The organism is Oceanobacter sp. 3_MG-2023 (genome assembly GCF_030688925.1).
Classification (GTDB): Bacteria; Pseudomonadota; Gammaproteobacteria; order Pseudomonadales; family Oceanobacteraceae; genus Oceanobacter.
In genome coordinates, this window is record NZ_JAUYVX010000018.1 from 48,729 (window position 1) to 66,656 (window position 17,928).

Annotated in this window: 10 protein-coding genes; 3 read left to right on the plus strand and 7 right to left on the minus strand. The window is 54.7% G+C overall.

Translation table 11 applies throughout. The annotated features are described in order from the left end of the window. Nucleotides 1-93 precede the first annotated feature (93 nt). The 6 genes from Q8W32_RS15390 to recC all read right to left on the minus strand — a co-directional run bounded on the left by Q8W32_RS15390 (nucleotide 94) and on the right by recC (nucleotide 14,290). Complete coding sequence (locus Q8W32_RS15390) at nucleotides 94-741, minus strand: hypothetical protein (RefSeq protein ID WP_303434787.1); 648 nt, start codon at nucleotides 739-741, stop codon at nucleotides 94-96. Nucleotides 742-759: 18 nt separating this feature from the next. Then, nucleotides 760-1,188 (minus strand): roadblock/LC7 domain-containing protein, encoded by a 429-nt coding sequence (locus Q8W32_RS15395; RefSeq protein WP_303434786.1) that lies wholly within the window; start codon nucleotides 1,186-1,188, stop codon nucleotides 760-762. Nucleotides 1,189-1,411: 223 nt separating this feature from the next. Continuing rightward, nucleotides 1,412-4,432 carry a DUF748 domain-containing protein gene (locus Q8W32_RS15400; protein ID WP_305415554.1) on the minus strand — a complete coding sequence of 1,007 codons (3,021 nt, stop codon included), beginning with the start codon at nucleotides 4,430-4,432 and terminating at the stop codon, nucleotides 1,412-1,414. 155 nt (nucleotides 4,433-4,587) lie between these two features. Beyond that, entirely contained in the window at nucleotides 4,588-6,603 is a 2,016-nt protein-coding gene (recD, locus tag Q8W32_RS15405; RefSeq protein ID WP_305415555.1) for an exodeoxyribonuclease V subunit alpha, read from the minus strand. Beyond that, complete coding sequence (gene recB / locus Q8W32_RS15410; RefSeq protein WP_305415556.1) at nucleotides 6,600-10,595, minus strand: exodeoxyribonuclease V subunit beta; 3,996 nt, start codon at nucleotides 10,593-10,595, stop codon at nucleotides 6,600-6,602. Before recB ends, recD begins: the two co-directional genes overlap by 4 nt. Continuing rightward, on the minus strand, nucleotides 10,592-14,290 hold the full coding sequence (gene recC, locus Q8W32_RS15415) for an exodeoxyribonuclease V subunit gamma (RefSeq protein ID WP_305415557.1): 3,699 nt from the start codon (nucleotides 14,288-14,290) through the stop codon (nucleotides 10,592-10,594). The genes recB and recC overlap by 4 nt, the downstream gene beginning before the upstream one ends. A gap of 182 nt (nucleotides 14,291-14,472) precedes the next feature. Between recC and Q8W32_RS15420 the strand changes: the two genes are divergently transcribed. Both Q8W32_RS15420 and Q8W32_RS15425 read left to right on the plus strand, forming a co-directional pair. Beyond that, nucleotides 14,473-15,159 (plus strand): hypothetical protein, encoded by a 687-nt coding sequence (locus Q8W32_RS15420; protein ID WP_305415558.1) that lies wholly within the window; start codon nucleotides 14,473-14,475, stop codon nucleotides 15,157-15,159. A 157-nt stretch (nucleotides 15,160-15,316) separates the two neighbouring features. Then, nucleotides 15,317-15,742: an acyl-CoA thioesterase gene (locus Q8W32_RS15425; RefSeq protein ID WP_303434779.1), complete on the plus strand. Its 426-nt coding sequence runs from the start codon at nucleotides 15,317-15,319 to the stop codon at nucleotides 15,740-15,742. Nucleotides 15,743-15,915: 173 nt separating this feature from the next. Here Q8W32_RS15425 and Q8W32_RS15430 read toward each other — a convergent pair whose 3' ends face one another. Then, on the minus strand, nucleotides 15,916-16,407 hold the full coding sequence (locus Q8W32_RS15430; protein WP_303434778.1) for a DUF1456 family protein: 492 nt from the start codon (nucleotides 16,405-16,407) through the stop codon (nucleotides 15,916-15,918). A 280-nt stretch (nucleotides 16,408-16,687) separates the two neighbouring features. Here Q8W32_RS15430 and Q8W32_RS15435 point away from each other — a divergent pair, with 280 nt between their 5' ends. Next, nucleotides 16,688-17,644 carry a rhodanese-related sulfurtransferase gene (locus tag Q8W32_RS15435; protein WP_370693335.1) on the plus strand — a complete coding sequence of 319 codons (957 nt, stop codon included), beginning with the start codon at nucleotides 16,688-16,690 and terminating at the stop codon, nucleotides 17,642-17,644. The last annotated feature ends 284 nt before the right edge of the window (nucleotides 17,645-17,928 follow it).

A 17,928-nucleotide genomic window follows, 5' to 3' on the forward strand; every position in this document is an offset into this window, starting at 1 on the left:
TGATCGACACACATAAAAAAACCGGTTCTGGTGACAGAACCGGTTTTTTTATATGTCATTCTCTGTTTTTCGGGCTTGGCCGTCAGACAGTAATCAGGCTGGATGGCCACCAAAGCGGCCCAGCAGCATTTTTACGATCCTGACATAAGGATGTGGCTTGAGCTCAATTTCAGACACTACAGCGCGATTCAGTACTTCAGCGTAACCGCTATACAGTGCCGCGCTATAAAACTGATACAGCTCTTCCTTGGATACCGACAATAGCTTGGCAGCCACATCCAGAGTGGTAGGACGTGCGCTGAGCAAGGATGAAATCCGGTAGATATTCGGACTGGTATACAAACGGGTGAAGTTCGGCCACTGACGCAGTTGAATCACATCGTCCTCACGGCAACCATCCAGCAATCGACCACCCGACGCCTGAAACGCCGCCTGCCAATAGAATTCACGGATATCACGACCGTTCTCTTCCACCTGAGTGGTGAGTGCCACGGATTTCAAACCACGCGCACGGTAATCATCCTGTGAAGCCGTTAGCACTTCATCAAACTCGATGTTATGAATCAGGAATTTACCTGACTCACCCAAAATAACCAGATAGCGATCAGTAGAGCACAGGTAGTCATCAGTATGGAAAAGGATCTGAACGTTCTTTCCAAACTGCACTGCTTTCTTTACCAGCCGGTAAACACTTTCTTCCAGGTCGGCTGGTTGCGCCCGTTGTTCTATCACTGCACTCATAAATGATCTCCATACTGCCTAGGATGCATATTGAACCGAAGTGGGACTATCCAGGCAGCTACGCAAGCGCACAGAAATCTGCCGCGTATCCAGCATCACACGACCCAGGTTAGAACCTGCGCCGGTCGCTACTGCCAGTACTACGCCATCACCCAGTTCGGTCAGATGCATAATGCCTGCACTTCCCAGAACCACCATTTGGCGGAAGTCTCCAATACTCATTTCGTCCGTTGCCTTCTGAGCCAGCATCAACAGCGATGCATTCATTGCGGCAAAAATATCCTCATTGGTATCCTTATCGAGGGCGGCACCCATCATCATGCCTTCTCGGGTCATAACGGCAGCTGCCTTGGCTGACCCACGAGATGATGACTGGTTAATAAACTGCTTCAGCGTGTCGCTAATCTGAGCAGCCTTTGGGGAACGGGAATCAGTTTCAGAGTACATTAGCAACCTCTTCTGGATCCAACTTGGTGCAATATTATTGCGCCTTCCTGTGGTGCTTCATAGAAGCGTTTATAATATCACTGACCGACAATCAGAACTTGATATTAATCTCACTATTAACAAGAACGAATAAAGTAATCCGCTTGCTTCAGGGTGTCGAGAGCAAAATATGCGTTTTGCTTCTTCTGCACGATTTAAACTGTCAAGTTTTGTCTGGCTGCGATCAGAATCCCAACGCAACCTCGGGCAAATCCCCTCGCGCAGGAGAACAAACAGACACTCGTTCTCCCAACAACTGTTTTTTATCGTCCTGGCGCTGGGACAAATACGCCTTGACCGCATTTCCTCTGGCAGCCGCCAGTACTGGCCAGTCTTCTCCCAGAGTCTTGGCTTCTGCCTCACTGACCACCGGACAAACCTGCAATTCCAGTTCTGTCTTGCTCGTCATGGTTGTCGCTACCTTATCGAGATAGGCCTGATGTTCCGAACTGAGAACACTGTTTTGCTCAGTAAAGGTCAATGGTTCAAGCCGGATGGCAAACAGCTGATCACCAGCCAGAGAAGCAATGCTGATCAGTGCACCATACGGCTGAAATGCCTGCTTCAAATAAAATAAAGTAGCCGTGCGTACTGCTTTTTTAGTGACTTGTTGAATAATATCCTGAATACCAATATCGGGGTCATTGACAGCTCCCGACAGCGGTACATCTATTCTCAGGTTATTATTATCGTCCTTTAATACCGACAGCGCCGTTTCTACCGGCATGGCTATCTGTTTGCTGACCCGATCAATCGTATCCTGGTCTTCTGGTTCAAAACGGCTGTTTTGCAATACCAGCAGCGCCTTGCCCTGCATTTGGCCATTAACGATATTGATATTGCTGTCCAGTTTCATCATGCCTTTCTGAACGTTATATCCCATCGCCTGTACCACGTACGGACTGAAAGGAGGCAAGTTCAACTGCCGAACCTTGAGTGTAAAGGAACCTTCCGGCAAACTTTGTCGCAATCCGGCCTTTGCTGTAAATTCAATCGTATTGTAGTCATCCAGACTGGCGGCTATCGAGACCGGTACTGGCTTACCCGTTTCATTCAGCAAGGCGGCAGAATCCAGCTCGCCAACACTGACAGCCGTCAGCGTCAGTATACTTTTGTGAGCTGGTGCCACCGCCAGGTCGTACCATTGGATCTGGCTGGCGGCGGTCGCTCCTGTGCTTGAATCTGCCATGGTGATACCGTCAATATGAACAATCAGTCCGGCCTCCTCGGCCGCTGCTGCAGAGCCACTGTCAGACAGCTCGGCGTCCATTGCGCCACCGGCTTTGGATGCCACCGATTCTGTTGATGGCACCCCGGCGATCAACCCGTTTTCCAGTCGGGTCAGGTTGGCCCGCAGATCGGCAAAGCGATGTACGCCGGTACTCAACGTCTGCCCGTCAAATAGAATCGACGGTATCTCATACCGCCCCAGGCTGAATAAAACGCCCTGTTTTTTGGCAATGGCATTGGCACTGTCAGGCAGCTGTACCACCAATCCATTCATCACCAGCTGTTGCAACGATTGCGTAGCACGATCCGCACGGATGCCTTTCAGGTACAGTTGCTCCAACGCCACGGGAGGCTGATGCCCGGCAATCACATCAAGGTGTTTCAACGTCAGGTCACCGGTCAATTCCGGATCACGCCGCCAATCGTTGATTGACCCCTGCCAGCTGACAACCAATGGTTGGTTCAGTGTCACGGCCTGCGGCTGAGTCAGACGTAACGCCGCTATCTGTAATGCCCCGGCCAACTCGACAGGCAGGTTTTCAGCACTGTTGACCAGACCTACCGTCATATTATCGGCCGTTATCCGGGTCTGGATACCAGGTTGCTGCCAACGCAAATCCACATTACTGACCGTAATACCAGCCAACAGCACTTCAAACTGACGGCTGCTCTGGCTCGGACTGGCACTGTGTGACTGGACACTTGTAGCGGGAGCTTCTGCTGCCGGCACAGCGTCCGGTGCTGCCTCGTCGACAGGATCATCATTGCTCGCCGCAGTATCAGTATCAGACAGCTGCAGTGGCAAACCCGCGAGACGGCCATCGTTATAACGGCCATCCAGCCATATTCCGTCGATCAGCTGTTGCCCTGCCGACAGGGTAATCCCATCAAAAGCCAATTGAGTCGCCTGATAACGATCAAGGGAAAACAAGGTCACCGCCGCAGCTGCCTTTTCATCCGGCTCACTACTGCCCGGCTCAGTACTGTCTGCCACTCGCTCCTGCACCTGCACACCATCCAGCTGGAATAACCCCAACTGTTGTTGTTCGGCATCCGCAACGATTTCCTGCAGCGTCAGGCGCTCAAAACCAACCCGGGTCGCATCCAGTAGCGTCAGCGATAAGGGTTCAATCACCAGGTCACCCCGCACCCCTGGCTGGGTATGCCAGTGGGTCAGGCGGCCTTGCCATGAGAGTACAACAGGCTGATCCAGCGTCAGGGTTTGTGGTGTATCCGCCGCCAGGCCCGGAATCATCGTGGGCAGATCCAGTTCTGGCGACAGGCTGTGCAAGAATTGTTGGTTGGCCGATAAAGTATTAAGCGACAAGGCCAAGGTTAACTCGATATCGTCATCGTGACGGCTGTCGAACCCACGAACATCAACAGAACGGATGCCCAGTTGGGTCTGCAAGCCATCCTGCTGCCAGCCCAGCTGCCAGTCATTCAGGCTGATATGCTCCAGCCGAACTGCCCAGGGGGTGGCTTCACTGTCAGTTGGCTGTACTTCGGCAGGTGCCGCCCCGGAGGTTGTCAGAGGCAAGGATAATCCAGCAACCAGCAGCTGATCTCCCTGACGGGTTGCCGCCAATCGCAAGCCATCGAGCTGCAAACGGGTAATCTCGATCAGTTTGTTTTGCACCTGACCGGTATCAATATCCAGCGCGACTTGATCTATGCGGGTTTCCCCATCACCGGCTCCCGGATGCTGCAACGTCACTCCGGTCAGCGTCAGCTCGCCACGAATCAGGGCCAGCTGCCAATCATTCAACGTCAGCTGATAACCTTCACCCTGCTCGGCATACCATTGTTGTAACCAGGCAATCGCCAGTCCAGGCCCGGCAAAACGAATGACGGGTACCAGCAAGATCAACAACACCAGTAACAGCAAGAGCGAACGCCCGACCCAGAACAGCCAGCCTCGCGATGGCGCGGCAGGTGATGAAGGTTGGTCTTTGGGTGACTTGCGCGCAGCCATGCTGCCTCCTGCTATTGCTAAAAAATTGCCATCGTTGATACACACCGGCTGACGATTCAGCCACTGAAAAAACTGGCCATTCCATTAGCCCTAGCCCTGTTGCAGCCCGATTACGCCTCCTGAATTAATTGAACAACCCAAGATCGCGCTGACCGTCAACTCCACAGGGCATCACGCAAGCCACTGGCTCGCTCCACCCGGCTGGCCAATCCCTGCCGCCAGCAGCCATGACTCGTCAATAAAACAAAACGCTCACGTGCCCGGGTAATCGCGGTATACACCAGCTCTCGCGTAATGACAGGTTGCCAAAGGGGCGGCAACAGTAATTGCACCGCGACAAACTCCGAACCCTGGCTTTTATGGACTGTCATGGCAAAAGAAGTTTCATGACTGGGCAAACGACTGGGTAATAAATATCGTACCCCACCATCGGCGGTTTGGAAGGCGACCCGGAGTGCACCGGCGGCATCCGTCACAGTAACGCCAATATCGCCATTAAACAGACCGAGATCATAATCGTTACGGGTAACCATAACCGGCCTGCCAGAATACCACAGGCTATCGGCACTACGCCGAAGAAGTCCGGCACGGGTCAACAATTCTTCAATACGAAGGTTCATGCTTTCCACTCCGAACGGTCCCTGTCGAGTGGCGACCAGTACCTGGAAATCATTCAGCGCTGCCAACATGTGCACGCTGTCTGCCGACGCCACCGCGTCACAATAACTGCGATAACCATCCACCAGCACCTGCTGCCATGATGCTTGTCCGGGCGCGGTCTCTATTCCCTGATATGCAGGCGCCTCCGCAGGCAAATCCTCGGAGTCATGCAACAACAGATCAATATCCGCGTAGCGGGGAAACACTGCCAGCGCGGCTGCCACATCCCCCCGGTTGGTCGCAGCAGCCAGCTGGCCAATACCACTGTTGGCATCAAAGCGATGGGACACTTTTAACGACACCACGGCATTCACCATGCCATTCGTCGCCTCTCCGCTGGCAGAGGCCGTCACATCCGAGCCGCCCACCGCCGGGTTATAGCCGCACAAGGCGGCGACTTGCTGACCAAAAGACACCTCCGGCCAATGCTCCACTCCGGCATCACACAGGTCAGCCAGTACACTCCCGGCTTCAACCGATGCCAACTGATCCTTATCACCCAACAAGATCAATCGGGCCATTGGTGCCAAAGCACTGATCAACTGATACATCATCGCCAGATCAATCATGGACGACTCATCCACCACCACACAGTCGTAAGGTAAATGCCGCTCAGGCCCATAACGAAAGCCCCCCGGATGCCAGCCAAGCAGACGATGCAGGGTAAAGCTGATATCCGGAATCCATTCCGCCATCGCGATACCACCTTGCGACTTGGCCCCCCGAATGGACTCGGTCATGCGGGCGGCGGCCTTGCCGGTCGGTGCTGCCAAAGCAATACGCAAATGAGGCTGTGTGGTCAGCAAGGCACTGAGCAAGCGAGTGACGGTGGTGGTTTTACCGGTACCTGGCCCACCAGTAATAACACTGAAATGCTGCAAACAGGCAGTGGTTGCCGCGATTGCCTGCCAGTCGTTCTGCCCATCATGGCGGGGCGGAAACAGCGTCGCCAGTGCTGGCCGTAATACATCCGGTTGTAATGTTGTCGTCTCCGACAACGCCAGTCGCTCCCTGATTTGCTGCTCCAGTCCGCGCTGATAAAAAAAGTAGCGCGCCAGATACAAACGTAACACCGGTTGTCCGTCTACCCAGCGCTGCTCCAGCACCAGGGGTTGCCCTTGATAGTCACCGTCGGCATCGCTGTCATCGCCATAACAGGACCACCAGCACCCCGAACAACGGCGTAGCCAGTCATGCCACTGGGCAGCAGCAGGCCAGTTGGCAGCCAACTCGGGCAGCGGCGCGTAATGTAACGGCAAACACACCTGCCCCCTACCCAATACAATCGAAACCAACGCCGAGGCCAGATACAAGGCCTGGGCCTGTACAGGTACACACTCACCTTCGTAGGCCAACAGCTGTCGGCTGAGCTGGTGATCAATTTCCCGCAACCGTTCGGTACGGACCAGCCGATCCAGCAAGGGGGACAACGGCGTGGCCACGGTCAACACTGGCAGCGGTGCCAGCCAAGGTTGATGCCCAGCTGGCGCTTCATACATCACCGTACTCATAAATCCAGTTCTCCCTGTCTCGCAGTACCTGTGTTTGGCTGCCTGGCCGACGCGGATTCCGGCTGATGCCGGGGCAGAGTGTTATCTGTTGCTCCAGCATCGGGCTCAACATCAACATCAACACCAGCATCAGCACCAATCCCGAACCCAGAACCTGCTGGCCGCAGCAAGCGTTGTTGCCAGTGCTGCAACTGTGCCCAATCGATGGTCTGGAGATACACGCCCGGCCATGGCCCGGAGGCCGCCACAGCCGCGGAGTCAGCGTCCCCCATGCCACGCAGAAACAGGTAATACACTCCCCCCAGATGCTGCTGTGGACTGTAGTCTGGTAACCGCTGACGTAAAAACTGGTCCAGTGCCAGGATATAAATCCAGGCCTGCAAATCATAATGATGCTCGACCATACTTTGCTGCAGTGCCACGCCAGTGTAATCCTGCCGCTGATCTCCCAGATAATTCGACTTGTAATCCGCCAGGTAATAACGCCCCTGATAACAGAACACCAAGTCGATAAACCCTTTCAGATACCCTGTCACCGCACTGAACTCCAGTTGTGGTCGCCGGATACCTTCAGCGTCCTGGCCGGATTCAATCAACAAACGGTTCAACGATCCCGAGCGCAACTCACCGATCGGCAAACAGAATTCCATTTCATCCAGGCGTTGATCCGTCTCCAGCGCTGCCAGTGACAAACCGCTCTCGCTGTCCAAGGGTGTCTGCACCACGCCCATCAGCCAGTCAGCCAGGGCCGGTAAATCAACGTCTTGCTGTAACAAGCCAAAATGCCCCAGCTCCGTAGGCAGAATGGTCTCGATCAAGGATTCACGAGAATGAAAATCCCACCGTTCCAGCACACGGTGCAAACAGGTACCCGCCTGGGGTCCTCGAGGAAAAGAGATGGCTGCCGAGGTAATAAACGGGTTATCCCGCCACTCAGCGGTCAACTGCCCTGTTGAGCCGTTCGTGTCCTCAGCCGTCAGCCCCACATGACTGCCAGATTCTCCGTGACTGCTGCCATGATCGGTTTCATCAAGGCGCAAATTTCCAACATCGGCCAGCAAACCCACACCGTCATGCCTGCCTCCGTCCGCGTGATAACTCAACGCGGTAAAGCTGCTGACACGCCAACGCTGATACAGAGGCCGGGAAAAATCCATCGCCACGGGCAATTGCTCCGCAACCGGGATCAAGGGGCGATCACCGTCAGGCCAATGAGGCCAGGGGCTGATCCGGACTGCCTCCCCGGATGAATGGCAAAGCGCGTCAAGCGAGACTCCTGTCGTTTGCAGCAACTCCCCCAGGGCGGAGGTGTCCAGTACTCTGGTTTTCCGGCTCATCGCCGCCGATAACCAAATAAAGCAGCCTTGCACCGGCCGCGTCAGCGCCACGTACAACAACCGCATCATTTCCGCTTTGCTGTCACGGGTAGCCATGGCTCTGGCGTCTTTATCCGGTGCCAGATTCACCACAACCCCTTGTGCCTCATCAAAATACTGTACCGAGCGGGCTTGTGGCCGCAGGGTATAGCTGTCACTCCAGAGAAAAGGCAGAAAAACCAGCGGATACTCCAGCCCTTTGGATTTGTGAATGGTGACAATCGATACCAGGTTGTCGTCGGTTTCCAACCGTAACTGGGCTTCGTCACCACTGCCTGATGCGTCCAGCACCTGCTCGGTAAACCAGCGTAATAAAGCCTGGTGGCCCCGCAAGCGACGACTGGCCTGCTGCAGCAATTCACCCAGATGCAGCAGATTGGTCAAAATACGTTCGCCATCCGCTAACTGCCGCAACCGCACGGCCCGGTCGTTATCATTCAGCCAGCGCATCAGACTGGCCATAATCCCGCGTCGTAACCAACAGTCGTGGTAGCCCTGAATCTGCGCCAGCTGCTGCTCCCAGGCAGCTTCTTCGATCAATAGCTGATGCAGCTGTTCACTGCTGAAGCCCTGTAACGAAGTCGCCAAGGCATTACGCACTGCCCGCTCGTTAGCCGGTTCGGCAATGGCTGCCAGCCAGGTCAGCAACTCGCTGGCTTCCAGGCTGCGAAAGACGGAATCCCGAGACAGGAACACGGCACCAACGCCCACCCGCGACAAGGCTTTTTTCATGATCTGGGCCTGCTTGTGGCTGCGTACCAGCACCGCCATATCCCGGGCCAGCACCGGCTGATCACCAATCTGGCCCGTCCCGGTTAATAACGCCCGGATACTGCTGGCGCATTGCTGCGCACAACGCCAAACCCCCTGATCACGGTTTTCTTCCACCTCATCCAGCCAGATCTGCAAGGGAGCCTGCGATTGAGCCGCGCCAGACAACATCAATCGCAACGGTCGATCATCCGCCTTACCAGCGGCCTTGACGGGATGAAACGGAATATCCTCATCAAATACAAACGGGGCCGGATGCTGTGCAAACAGATCATTCACATCGGCCACCAGATCGCTGTGGCTGCGCCAGTTGGTATCCAGGGTAAAAATACGCTCTGGCTTCATCGCCCGCCGGGCTCCGATATAGGTAAAAATATCCGCTCCCCGAAAGGCATAAATCGCCTGCTTGGGGTCTCCGATCGCTGTCAGCCCCCAGCGCGTTGATCCGCTGCTCGCGGCCCTGTCATTACCGCTGACAGGGGCTTTATACTCCTGAGATTCCTCTGCGCTGTCCGACTCGGCCGGATAAATCGTGGCAAAGATCCGATACTGCAATGGATCGGTATCCTGAAACTCATCAATCAGGGCGACAGGGTAAAGACTGCGTATCTGTTCCGCTAACGCCTGTCCCATTGGCCCTTGCAGCGCTACATCCAGTAACCGCAACAGATCATCCGGCGACATCGCACCGGCCTGCTCCAGCAGCGTGATATAACGGGCCTTGACCTCCTCGAACCAGACCACCGGCAAGACTGATCGCAACTGATCGAGCTGTGTCAGGTACGGCTGCAATGTATCCAGCAGCTGCTGGATCTGATCAAACAACGGGTGTTCTGGTGTGGTGCCATTCTTTTTGGTTTTGGCACGCAACATCTCAGTACCAAAGTGACCCAGCTTGTCCGGCACGTTAAACGAGAAGTGACCGCTGAAATATTGGCTGATACTCCGTATCCAGCCCGGCACCGAACCTTTGCGGTATGAATTGCCATTCAAGTCACCCGATTGCAACAGCTCCAGAATGTGCTGATCACCCAGCTGCTGCCAAAGCTCGCCGACCTGCTCAAAGCAGCGACTGGCATCCTGCCAGTCTTCTGGCAACAACACTTGCCCCGATGTTGGTGATGGAATAAAACGGGCGTCCGGCCGGGCAAACCAGTGCCGTACCGTACTCATCAAATCCGCCGGGGTTGGGAACACCGCCGACAGCCATTCGACCGCCAGAATCTGCTGGTGGTACAGGCCACGACGCCAGACATCCTCGCAGGCCTGGCGTAAATACTGGTCGGCATCCAGCACCAGCTCGGCACTGAACATTACGCCGGTATCAAAGGCGAACTGTTTCAGCATGCGCTGGCAAAAACCGTGAATGGTAAAAATACTGGCATCATCCATACGCGCCAGGTTCGCCTGCAGCCAGGTTGCCAGCCTTTGTAACCCCTCATCGTCCAACGCCAGTTGTGCCAACCATTGCCCAAACAACGCATCATCGACTGGCTGTCCACCCCGCAAGCGCACCACATCCTCAAAATTGTGACGGATACGCTCCCGGATACGGCCTCGTAGCTCTTCAGTGGCAGCGTTGGTAAAGGTCACCACCAGCACCTGATCGCAACTCAGTTGCCCCAGACCGGTGTGATGGCCAATCAGCAAACGACTGTAAAGACTGGCAATGGTGTAGGTTTTCCCCGTCCCTGCGCTGGCTTCGATCAGTGATTGCCCCAACAGCGGAAAGGTCGATATATCCAGAGGGTTGACCCCGGCCTGCCCATGCTCACCAGCGGCGGCTACGGCAGACGTCGCCGCTGCACCGGGGGCATCCGTGGTTATCGAACGATGGTTAGTCATGACCCTTCCTCCGCCATGCTGTGATGAGCACACAACGGCTTCATCAACCAGTCAAATTGCTTTAGCCAGGCGGTTCGTTGTTCCGGCTGTTCCAACTGTTCAGCCAGCTGGGGAAAACACCGCACAATCGACACCGCTGCCAGTTCACCAAACTCTTGCGCCGTTGCCTTGGCCACAACGTCATCCCGGGCCTCTTCTTCCACCTGCAGCAACTGCCAAAGCAAATCCGGCAGTAATGGTTGAGGCTGACACCAGCCCTGTAAATAAAACGCCACGCAAGCCGTCAGAATATCGTTGGCCTGTTGCAGCGCAGGGGCATCTAACCGGTGTTGCACAACCTGTTGCTTGCTATCCAGACCCAACACCAAGGCATGTGTAATGGCATCCCCATGAACCTGCCGCGCCAGGACCAGCTCCAGCCAAGCTGCCAGCAGATGCTTGCCACGAATCGCCCCGGGCCGATAACGAATCAACACCGAGCCGGCACACTGACCCAGCTCGCCTTCAAGCTGCCAGGCCAAGGCAGTACCAGCGGTTACCCGGTCATCAGCCAATGTTTCCTTCAGCACCCGGGCCAGACTGTCTCCACTTAATTCAACCGCCGCGACCAATGCCTGGCGGCTGATTCCCTCTGCGTCACGGCTATCGGCACTTGTCGCGATGGCAGTATCCCGAATCAAACACACCGCCTCGGTGAGCGGTCGAACCGAGGCCTGTAATTTCTGCGCCGTCAGTTGTCCAAGCGCGTTCACCGGTAATTGTCCCAGCGCCTGCATACGTTCGAGGCGGCGCTGGCGAGCAGCATTTCCCTGCTCATCGACCAAGGGATCGGCCGCTGGATTGTCGCCCAGCAAGCTGTCCAGCTCGTCACTGCGATAGAGATAACGTTCCAGACTATCCAGATCAAACGGCTCTTCTGCCGGATGATCTTGCCAGTAAGGTGTCAGATTGGCGCGCAAGCGCCGTTTAAGAAAAAAGTCGGCGTTGTTATGCAACGCCTTGATCATATCGGCGAGTTCTATGATTACCCGCTCACCCGAGTGTTGGGGTAACAGCTCCTCTGGCAACGGCAGTACACGGCTGACAAAATCACCAACAGCCTCACGCTCCTGCGGTAACAAGGCAGGATGATGACTGCCTGCCACTTTGGCCCATAACGGGTGATAGCTGGTAATCCGGTTGGTTATAACGGCTGGAGCTGAGCGGTCATGACCGAGTGGCATATAAACCCCGGCTCCGAACGGCTGCAAGGGGATGGTTTCAATCAACCATTGATACATGGCCTCGCGGCTTTGGGCATGGGGCTTGTCCTGATCTTGCTGCAGGCAGAAGCTGTCACAGACGTAATCCACCAGCTCGCTCACCAGTACTGACGGTTGCTGCTCGTTGTTTTCCCGTACGCCGTGACCGCGATAGCTGATATACAGATGCTGCTGTGCTGACGTTACGGCTTCCAGAAACAGATAGCGATCATCATCCCGACGGGAGCGATCCCCCAGCCGCCGCTGACCGGAGGCCAACAGATCAAATCCAACCGGAGGTACCCGACGCGGATAATCAACATCGTTCATGCCCAGCAAACACACCACTTTGAATGGAATCGACCGCATCGGCATCAAGGTACAGAAATTCACCGGCCCGGCCAAAAAGCGCTGCCAGCCACCTTGTTGCCCTAATTGCTCATTAAACCAGGCCCGTACCACCCGTCCTGACAACATCAGGGTGCTGGTCGTAGCGTCATGTGTTTCCGGCACCGTACCGGCGTCTGCCGCAGGACAGACCACAGCACTCAGTTCCAGCTCTTGCTGCCAGCGCACCAGAGCATCACGCACCTGCTGTAACGAGCCAGCTTGCTGCTGCTGTTCTGCCAGACTGATACCATCAGCGCGATTGAAATCGGTACAAAAAAAGCTCTCCAGCATGGCCGGCAAGCTGACCAGCCAGTCGGCCGGATCGCGTAATTCACCCAATATCTGCTGCCAGTATTCCAACGCATCCACAAAGCCCAACAGCTTTCCGAGCAATTCAGCGCTGTTACCTTCCACTGCCGTAATCGGCCAGTCTCCCTGCCACCCCGGGGTGTACTGACTATCGGGTAATACCTCAGGAATCATCAACCCCAGCAACAGTTGCCGCAGCCCCTTACGCCAGCTGTTTTGCTCAAATACCGGCAGGCCAAGGCGACCACGTTGCTGGCCATCCAGCCCCCAGCGAATATTCGCGCGTACCAGCCAGTCCTTGATGGTTTCCAGCTCGCTACGCGCAATACCAAAGCGGGTACGAATAGCCGCCACATCCAGCCAATCCTGTACTTCCGTAATAGTCAGACGACTGTCTGCCAGCCCCAATAACGACAGGAAGGTTTCAATCAGCGGGTTTTCCATCAGCATCGACTGATCCGCAATGGCCCAGGGGATTCTCAGGCTATGGCCGCTGTCGGTTTGCTCAACACTGGCGAAAACGGCATCGATATACGCAGCATAGGCATCGATATCCGGTACCATCACCACCACATCACGAGGATTCAGCTCCGGGTCCTGGGCAAACCAGTGTAATAACTGATCGTGCAACCGTTGTACTTCGCGCAACGGGCTGTGAGCAGACACCAGCTTGAGGCTATCGTCATCCGCCTGTACAACCTGTTTAAACCGACTGTGCTGCAGGGCATCGGCACCAAAAGCCGCTTGTTGCCGATCCTGCAATTCCAGAATGTCGTATTGCAGCGCATGCAGCAGGTCCATCGTGTCTGATGGCTGATCCGGGTCAACCCAGGCCTCCACATCCAGAGCCAGCTCGGTCTCGTGTACCAAGGTCAGAAAATCACGCCCCAGCTGGCCCCAGCTGGCCAATAGCGGATTGCCCCGATCCAGGTACGCAGCGGATTCCGGCTGGCGCTGCAAAATCCGCAACCGCCGCCGGTCATCAACAATATCGCCCCAAAAGTTCCGGCACGGATTCAACAGAAAAAAATGCACCTCCACTTCACTCGAAATAGCATCCAGCACTTGCCAATAACTGCCGGGTAACGCCGCAATACCAAACACAAACAGCCGCTTGGGCAAGCCTGCCAGCCGTTCAGGGTAGCGCCGTACCAGGTCTGCCAGTTGCTCCATCAGTCGTGCCCGGTGCGCCAGGCTCTGACCCTGTTGCTCACAGTCAGCCACCAGCGCCCGCCAGACCAGCGGTTGCCATGGATGACGGCTGACATCCGCCCCTTCTACCTGATCTTCACCCGCTTCCCAGGCCAACAACCAGTCTGGCCGATACACCAGGTATTGATCGAACACATCAGCAATGGTTTGTGCCAGCTGATAACATTTGATACCGGCCTCATCGTCATCAAGATAATGGGCAATCGCTTTGCATGGATGATCGTCTCCGGCACCGGCCACCAGGCCCGGCAGCAACCGCATCAGTTTCCATATCATCAATTGTTTGTCGAAGTGGGAGCGCTCCGGCAAATCCGGCCGCAAGCGATTAAATATCTGCCAAACAAAACTGAACGGCAGCGGAAACTCCAGCTGCGCCGAGACACCAAGACCATCAGCAATGTTCAATTTGAGCCAATGTGCCATACCCTGGCTTTGCACCAGAATCGCTTCACGCTCGAAAGGAGACGGTGGATTTTGTTGCATCAGTGACAACAAAATCCCTTTCAGAACGTCCAGATCGTTGGAATGGTAGAGTTTGAGCATGCAATCCGTTACCTGATGGCCGACAAAAAATAGCATTCTAACAGGGAGAGGCCGCCACAACGCGGGACAAATCCGCGCCGATGTGCCGGACGGTGCGGTCAGTTTGCCGGATGGCTCGACAGCAGCCCGATTGACGCTTATCTTCCCTGTCGCCAAACACCAACCTATTTTCAGGATATGCCATGTCGAGCAAAATGGATGCTTATACCGAGAAACAGCGCGGTATTTATTACAACGCTTTCCGCCAACCCATGGCCCAGCCCGAACTGCAACTGACGGGTGCCAATCCTCCTGCCGACAGTGGTTTACTACTGATATTACGTTACCCCGACAGCCTGACTCGCTTGCTCAGCCAGGCCAGCGCCAGTATTGGCCAGATCATTCCCGCCATGAGTTATGGTGCCGACACCTTGCACACCACACTGGCAACAGGCAGCAAGCTGACCCAGCGCACAGAGAACGAAGCCAACGCCCTGGAGATTCAGGCAAACCAGTGGTTTATGAACCAGGGCCAACCACTGGCACAAACCCGACTGGCCAATGTGTGTATTGGTTTCACCGATTGGCTGTACAACAGCAACACCCTGATTGCCGCCAGCAAAGCCAACGCCGGTTTCTGGCAGCTGGCAGAAGCCCTGGTCGAAAGCGCCCAACAGGCGGGCATTGAACTGAGCATGCCCTGGGGCAGCCACATTACCGTTTCCCGCTTTTTGGCCGAGCAACAATCCGCCGATATCATTCGCCATACCGTATCAGAATTACCGCCCTTACCCTGGGAGCCAATCACCCCCTGCGGTATTGAGTTGGTACGTTTTCAGTGTGATGCCGATGGGTTTCACTTCTTTCGGCGCGAAGACTGGTCCTGCTGAAATCGACCTGACTATCAGAGCTATTTAAAAATCTGATAATTCAATACGACATTCGGTGTATATTCCCTACCTGTTGCTACCACCTGTATCGCAAGACTGCTTCAACACCCTCCGGGCAACAGAGGGGTGATCATTCAGAACGAGGAAATATAACACCATGAAAGAGGTTACCCGTGGTCGGTTGACCACTCGCACCATCGCCATGCCGAGCGATACCAACCCCGCTGGCGACATTTTCGGAGGCTGGGTACTCTCCCAAATGGACATCGCCGCCGGTATTTGCGCCGGGCAGCGTGCACAAGGACGTGTTGTCACGGTTGCAGTAGACAGCATGAGTTTTATTCGCCCGGTCAGAGTTGGCGATATTCTGGGGGTTTACACCGAAGTGGCCTACAGCGGCCGGACATCCATGGACATACACGTTGAAGCCTGGGTACGTCGCGGTCGTATCGGTCAACGGGAAAGAGTAACCGAAGCCACCTTCAAGTTTGTCTCCATCGACGAAGACGGTGCTCCCACGCCCATTCCAGATGAAAAAGACCTGCCAACCTATGTACTGGACAACAACAACTGCGAATTCTGACCGGATCAGGTAACGCCACGATCATACGATCAGCGCACGCCATGGATGGCGATCCGGGTGATAGGCGTTTATAAGCGCAGCGACCCTGGCATCAAAAACCGGAGTATTGGAACCCCTGGTGTCGAAAACCCAGGTATTAAACCCAGGTATCAGGCCCAGACATCGAACAAAGGCTAGTCATCATCCTGCTGATATTCGCTGATATCTTCCGGTCGCAACTGACGCTGCATCCCCATCAGAAAGTTACGCAATATCTGGTCTTTGCACTCACGATAATTTTTATGATCCGGCTTGCGGAAAAACGCACTCAGTTCATGCTTGCTTAGACGGAAGCCCGCCACCTGCAAGGTCTCCAGAATATCCTCCGCTTGCATATCCAGAGCAATACGCAACTTGCGCAAGATAATATTATTGGTCAGACGCGTTTCCAGTTCAGGCTGGGCACCATCCCGCTTGCCACGATGAGTGTTGATAAAACCATTCAGAAATGCCGCCAGATCGGTATCACTGGCGATAAGCGCGGCTTCATCATCATCCTTTTTCAGCCAGCCACAGACCTGCTCCCGAGTGACGGAACAATCCGCCGCCGCAAAAATAGCCATCATTTTGGAATCATTAAGATCAAAGGTATAGCGGATACGGCGGAATACATCGTTATTGGTCAAGGTAAGTCCTGTTTGAGTAACCAGCGGTCGAATCATTACGACATGCATAAACAATGCATTTTAGCAGAGTCCGGCAGGTTGACCTATCCAGCCCACCCAAACCACCACCCGCAGCAGCTGAAACAAAACTGCTTTTTTTGTATACTCCGCGCCCCGAAAAACCATCACGCACCGGTTTTACGTTCCGGTCAGCGAGGACACCATGACATCATCCGCATCACCAACCCCTGCGCCCACGGCCAGTGAAACGCCCGTTAGTGGCTCTATCGTAGTTTGCGCCATGTACAAGTTCGTCACGCTTGACGATTTTGAAGCATTACGCCAGCCATTACTCGACACCATGCTCGCGCTGGACGTCAAAGGTACCCTGCTACTGGCCCACGAAGGCATCAACGGCACCGTCGCCGGTAGCCGCGCGGGTATTGATGGCTTGTTGGCCTACTTGCGTCAGGATTCACGCCTGGCCAACATCGGCTATAAGGAATCCTACGATGACGAACAGCCGTTCTACCGCACCAAGGTCAAACTCAAAAAAGAAATCGTCACCATGGGTATCGAAGGAATCGACCCGAAACGTGTAGTAGGCACTTACGTACAACCCAAAGACTGGAATGCCCTGATTTCCGACCCGGAGGTCTTGCTTGTCGATACCCGCAACGACTACGAAGTTGGTATAGGTACCTTCAAAGGCGCACAAGACCCGAACACCAAAACCTTCCGTGAATTCCCTCAGTACGTAAAAGAAAACCTCAACCCGGAAAAACACAAAAAAGTCGCCATGTTCTGTACTGGTGGCATCCGCTGCGAAAAATCCACCGCCTACCTGAAAGAGCAAGGTTTTGACGAGGTCTACCACCTCGAAGGTGGCATTCTGAAATACCTGGAAGAAGTCCCCGAAGCAGAGACCCTGTGGCAAGGTGAATGTTTTGTCTTCGACAATCGCGTCACCGTTAACCACAAGCTGGAAAAAGGCGAATACGACCAATGCCATGCCTGCCGTCGCCCGATCACCGAAGCCGACAAACAATCTGAACATTACCTGCAAGGCGTTAGTTGCCATCACTGCATTAATGAATATTCAGACGAACAACGGGAACGTTTCCGCCAGCGCGAACATCAGATGCAACTGGCCAAACAACGTGGTGAAGATCACCTCGGCAACGACCTGCAAGATATTATTGAGCAGCGTCGCCAGGAAAAACTCGCCTTCAAGGCACAGCAACGGCAACAAGACTAAGACGTCACCTAGAAAAACCAAGAGTATATAGACAGAGATTCAAACAGCGCTTTGTATGGTCACCGCTCTTAACCATCAGGCGCTGTCTTTCTTTTCGGGACACCCACTCTAGAGAGCGTTCTCAATTAACTTTCTCGGCGTTTTCGCGTTGCGTCTATCTATTTGCCCAAGATGAATAGAAACGTACTTCGAGATAGCTAATGGGAATGTAGTGGTCAACTAATCCCGGACAGTATTTTAAAGTTTTCCTCAGCTGCAACGGGCGAAATGCCGTCGTTGAATGT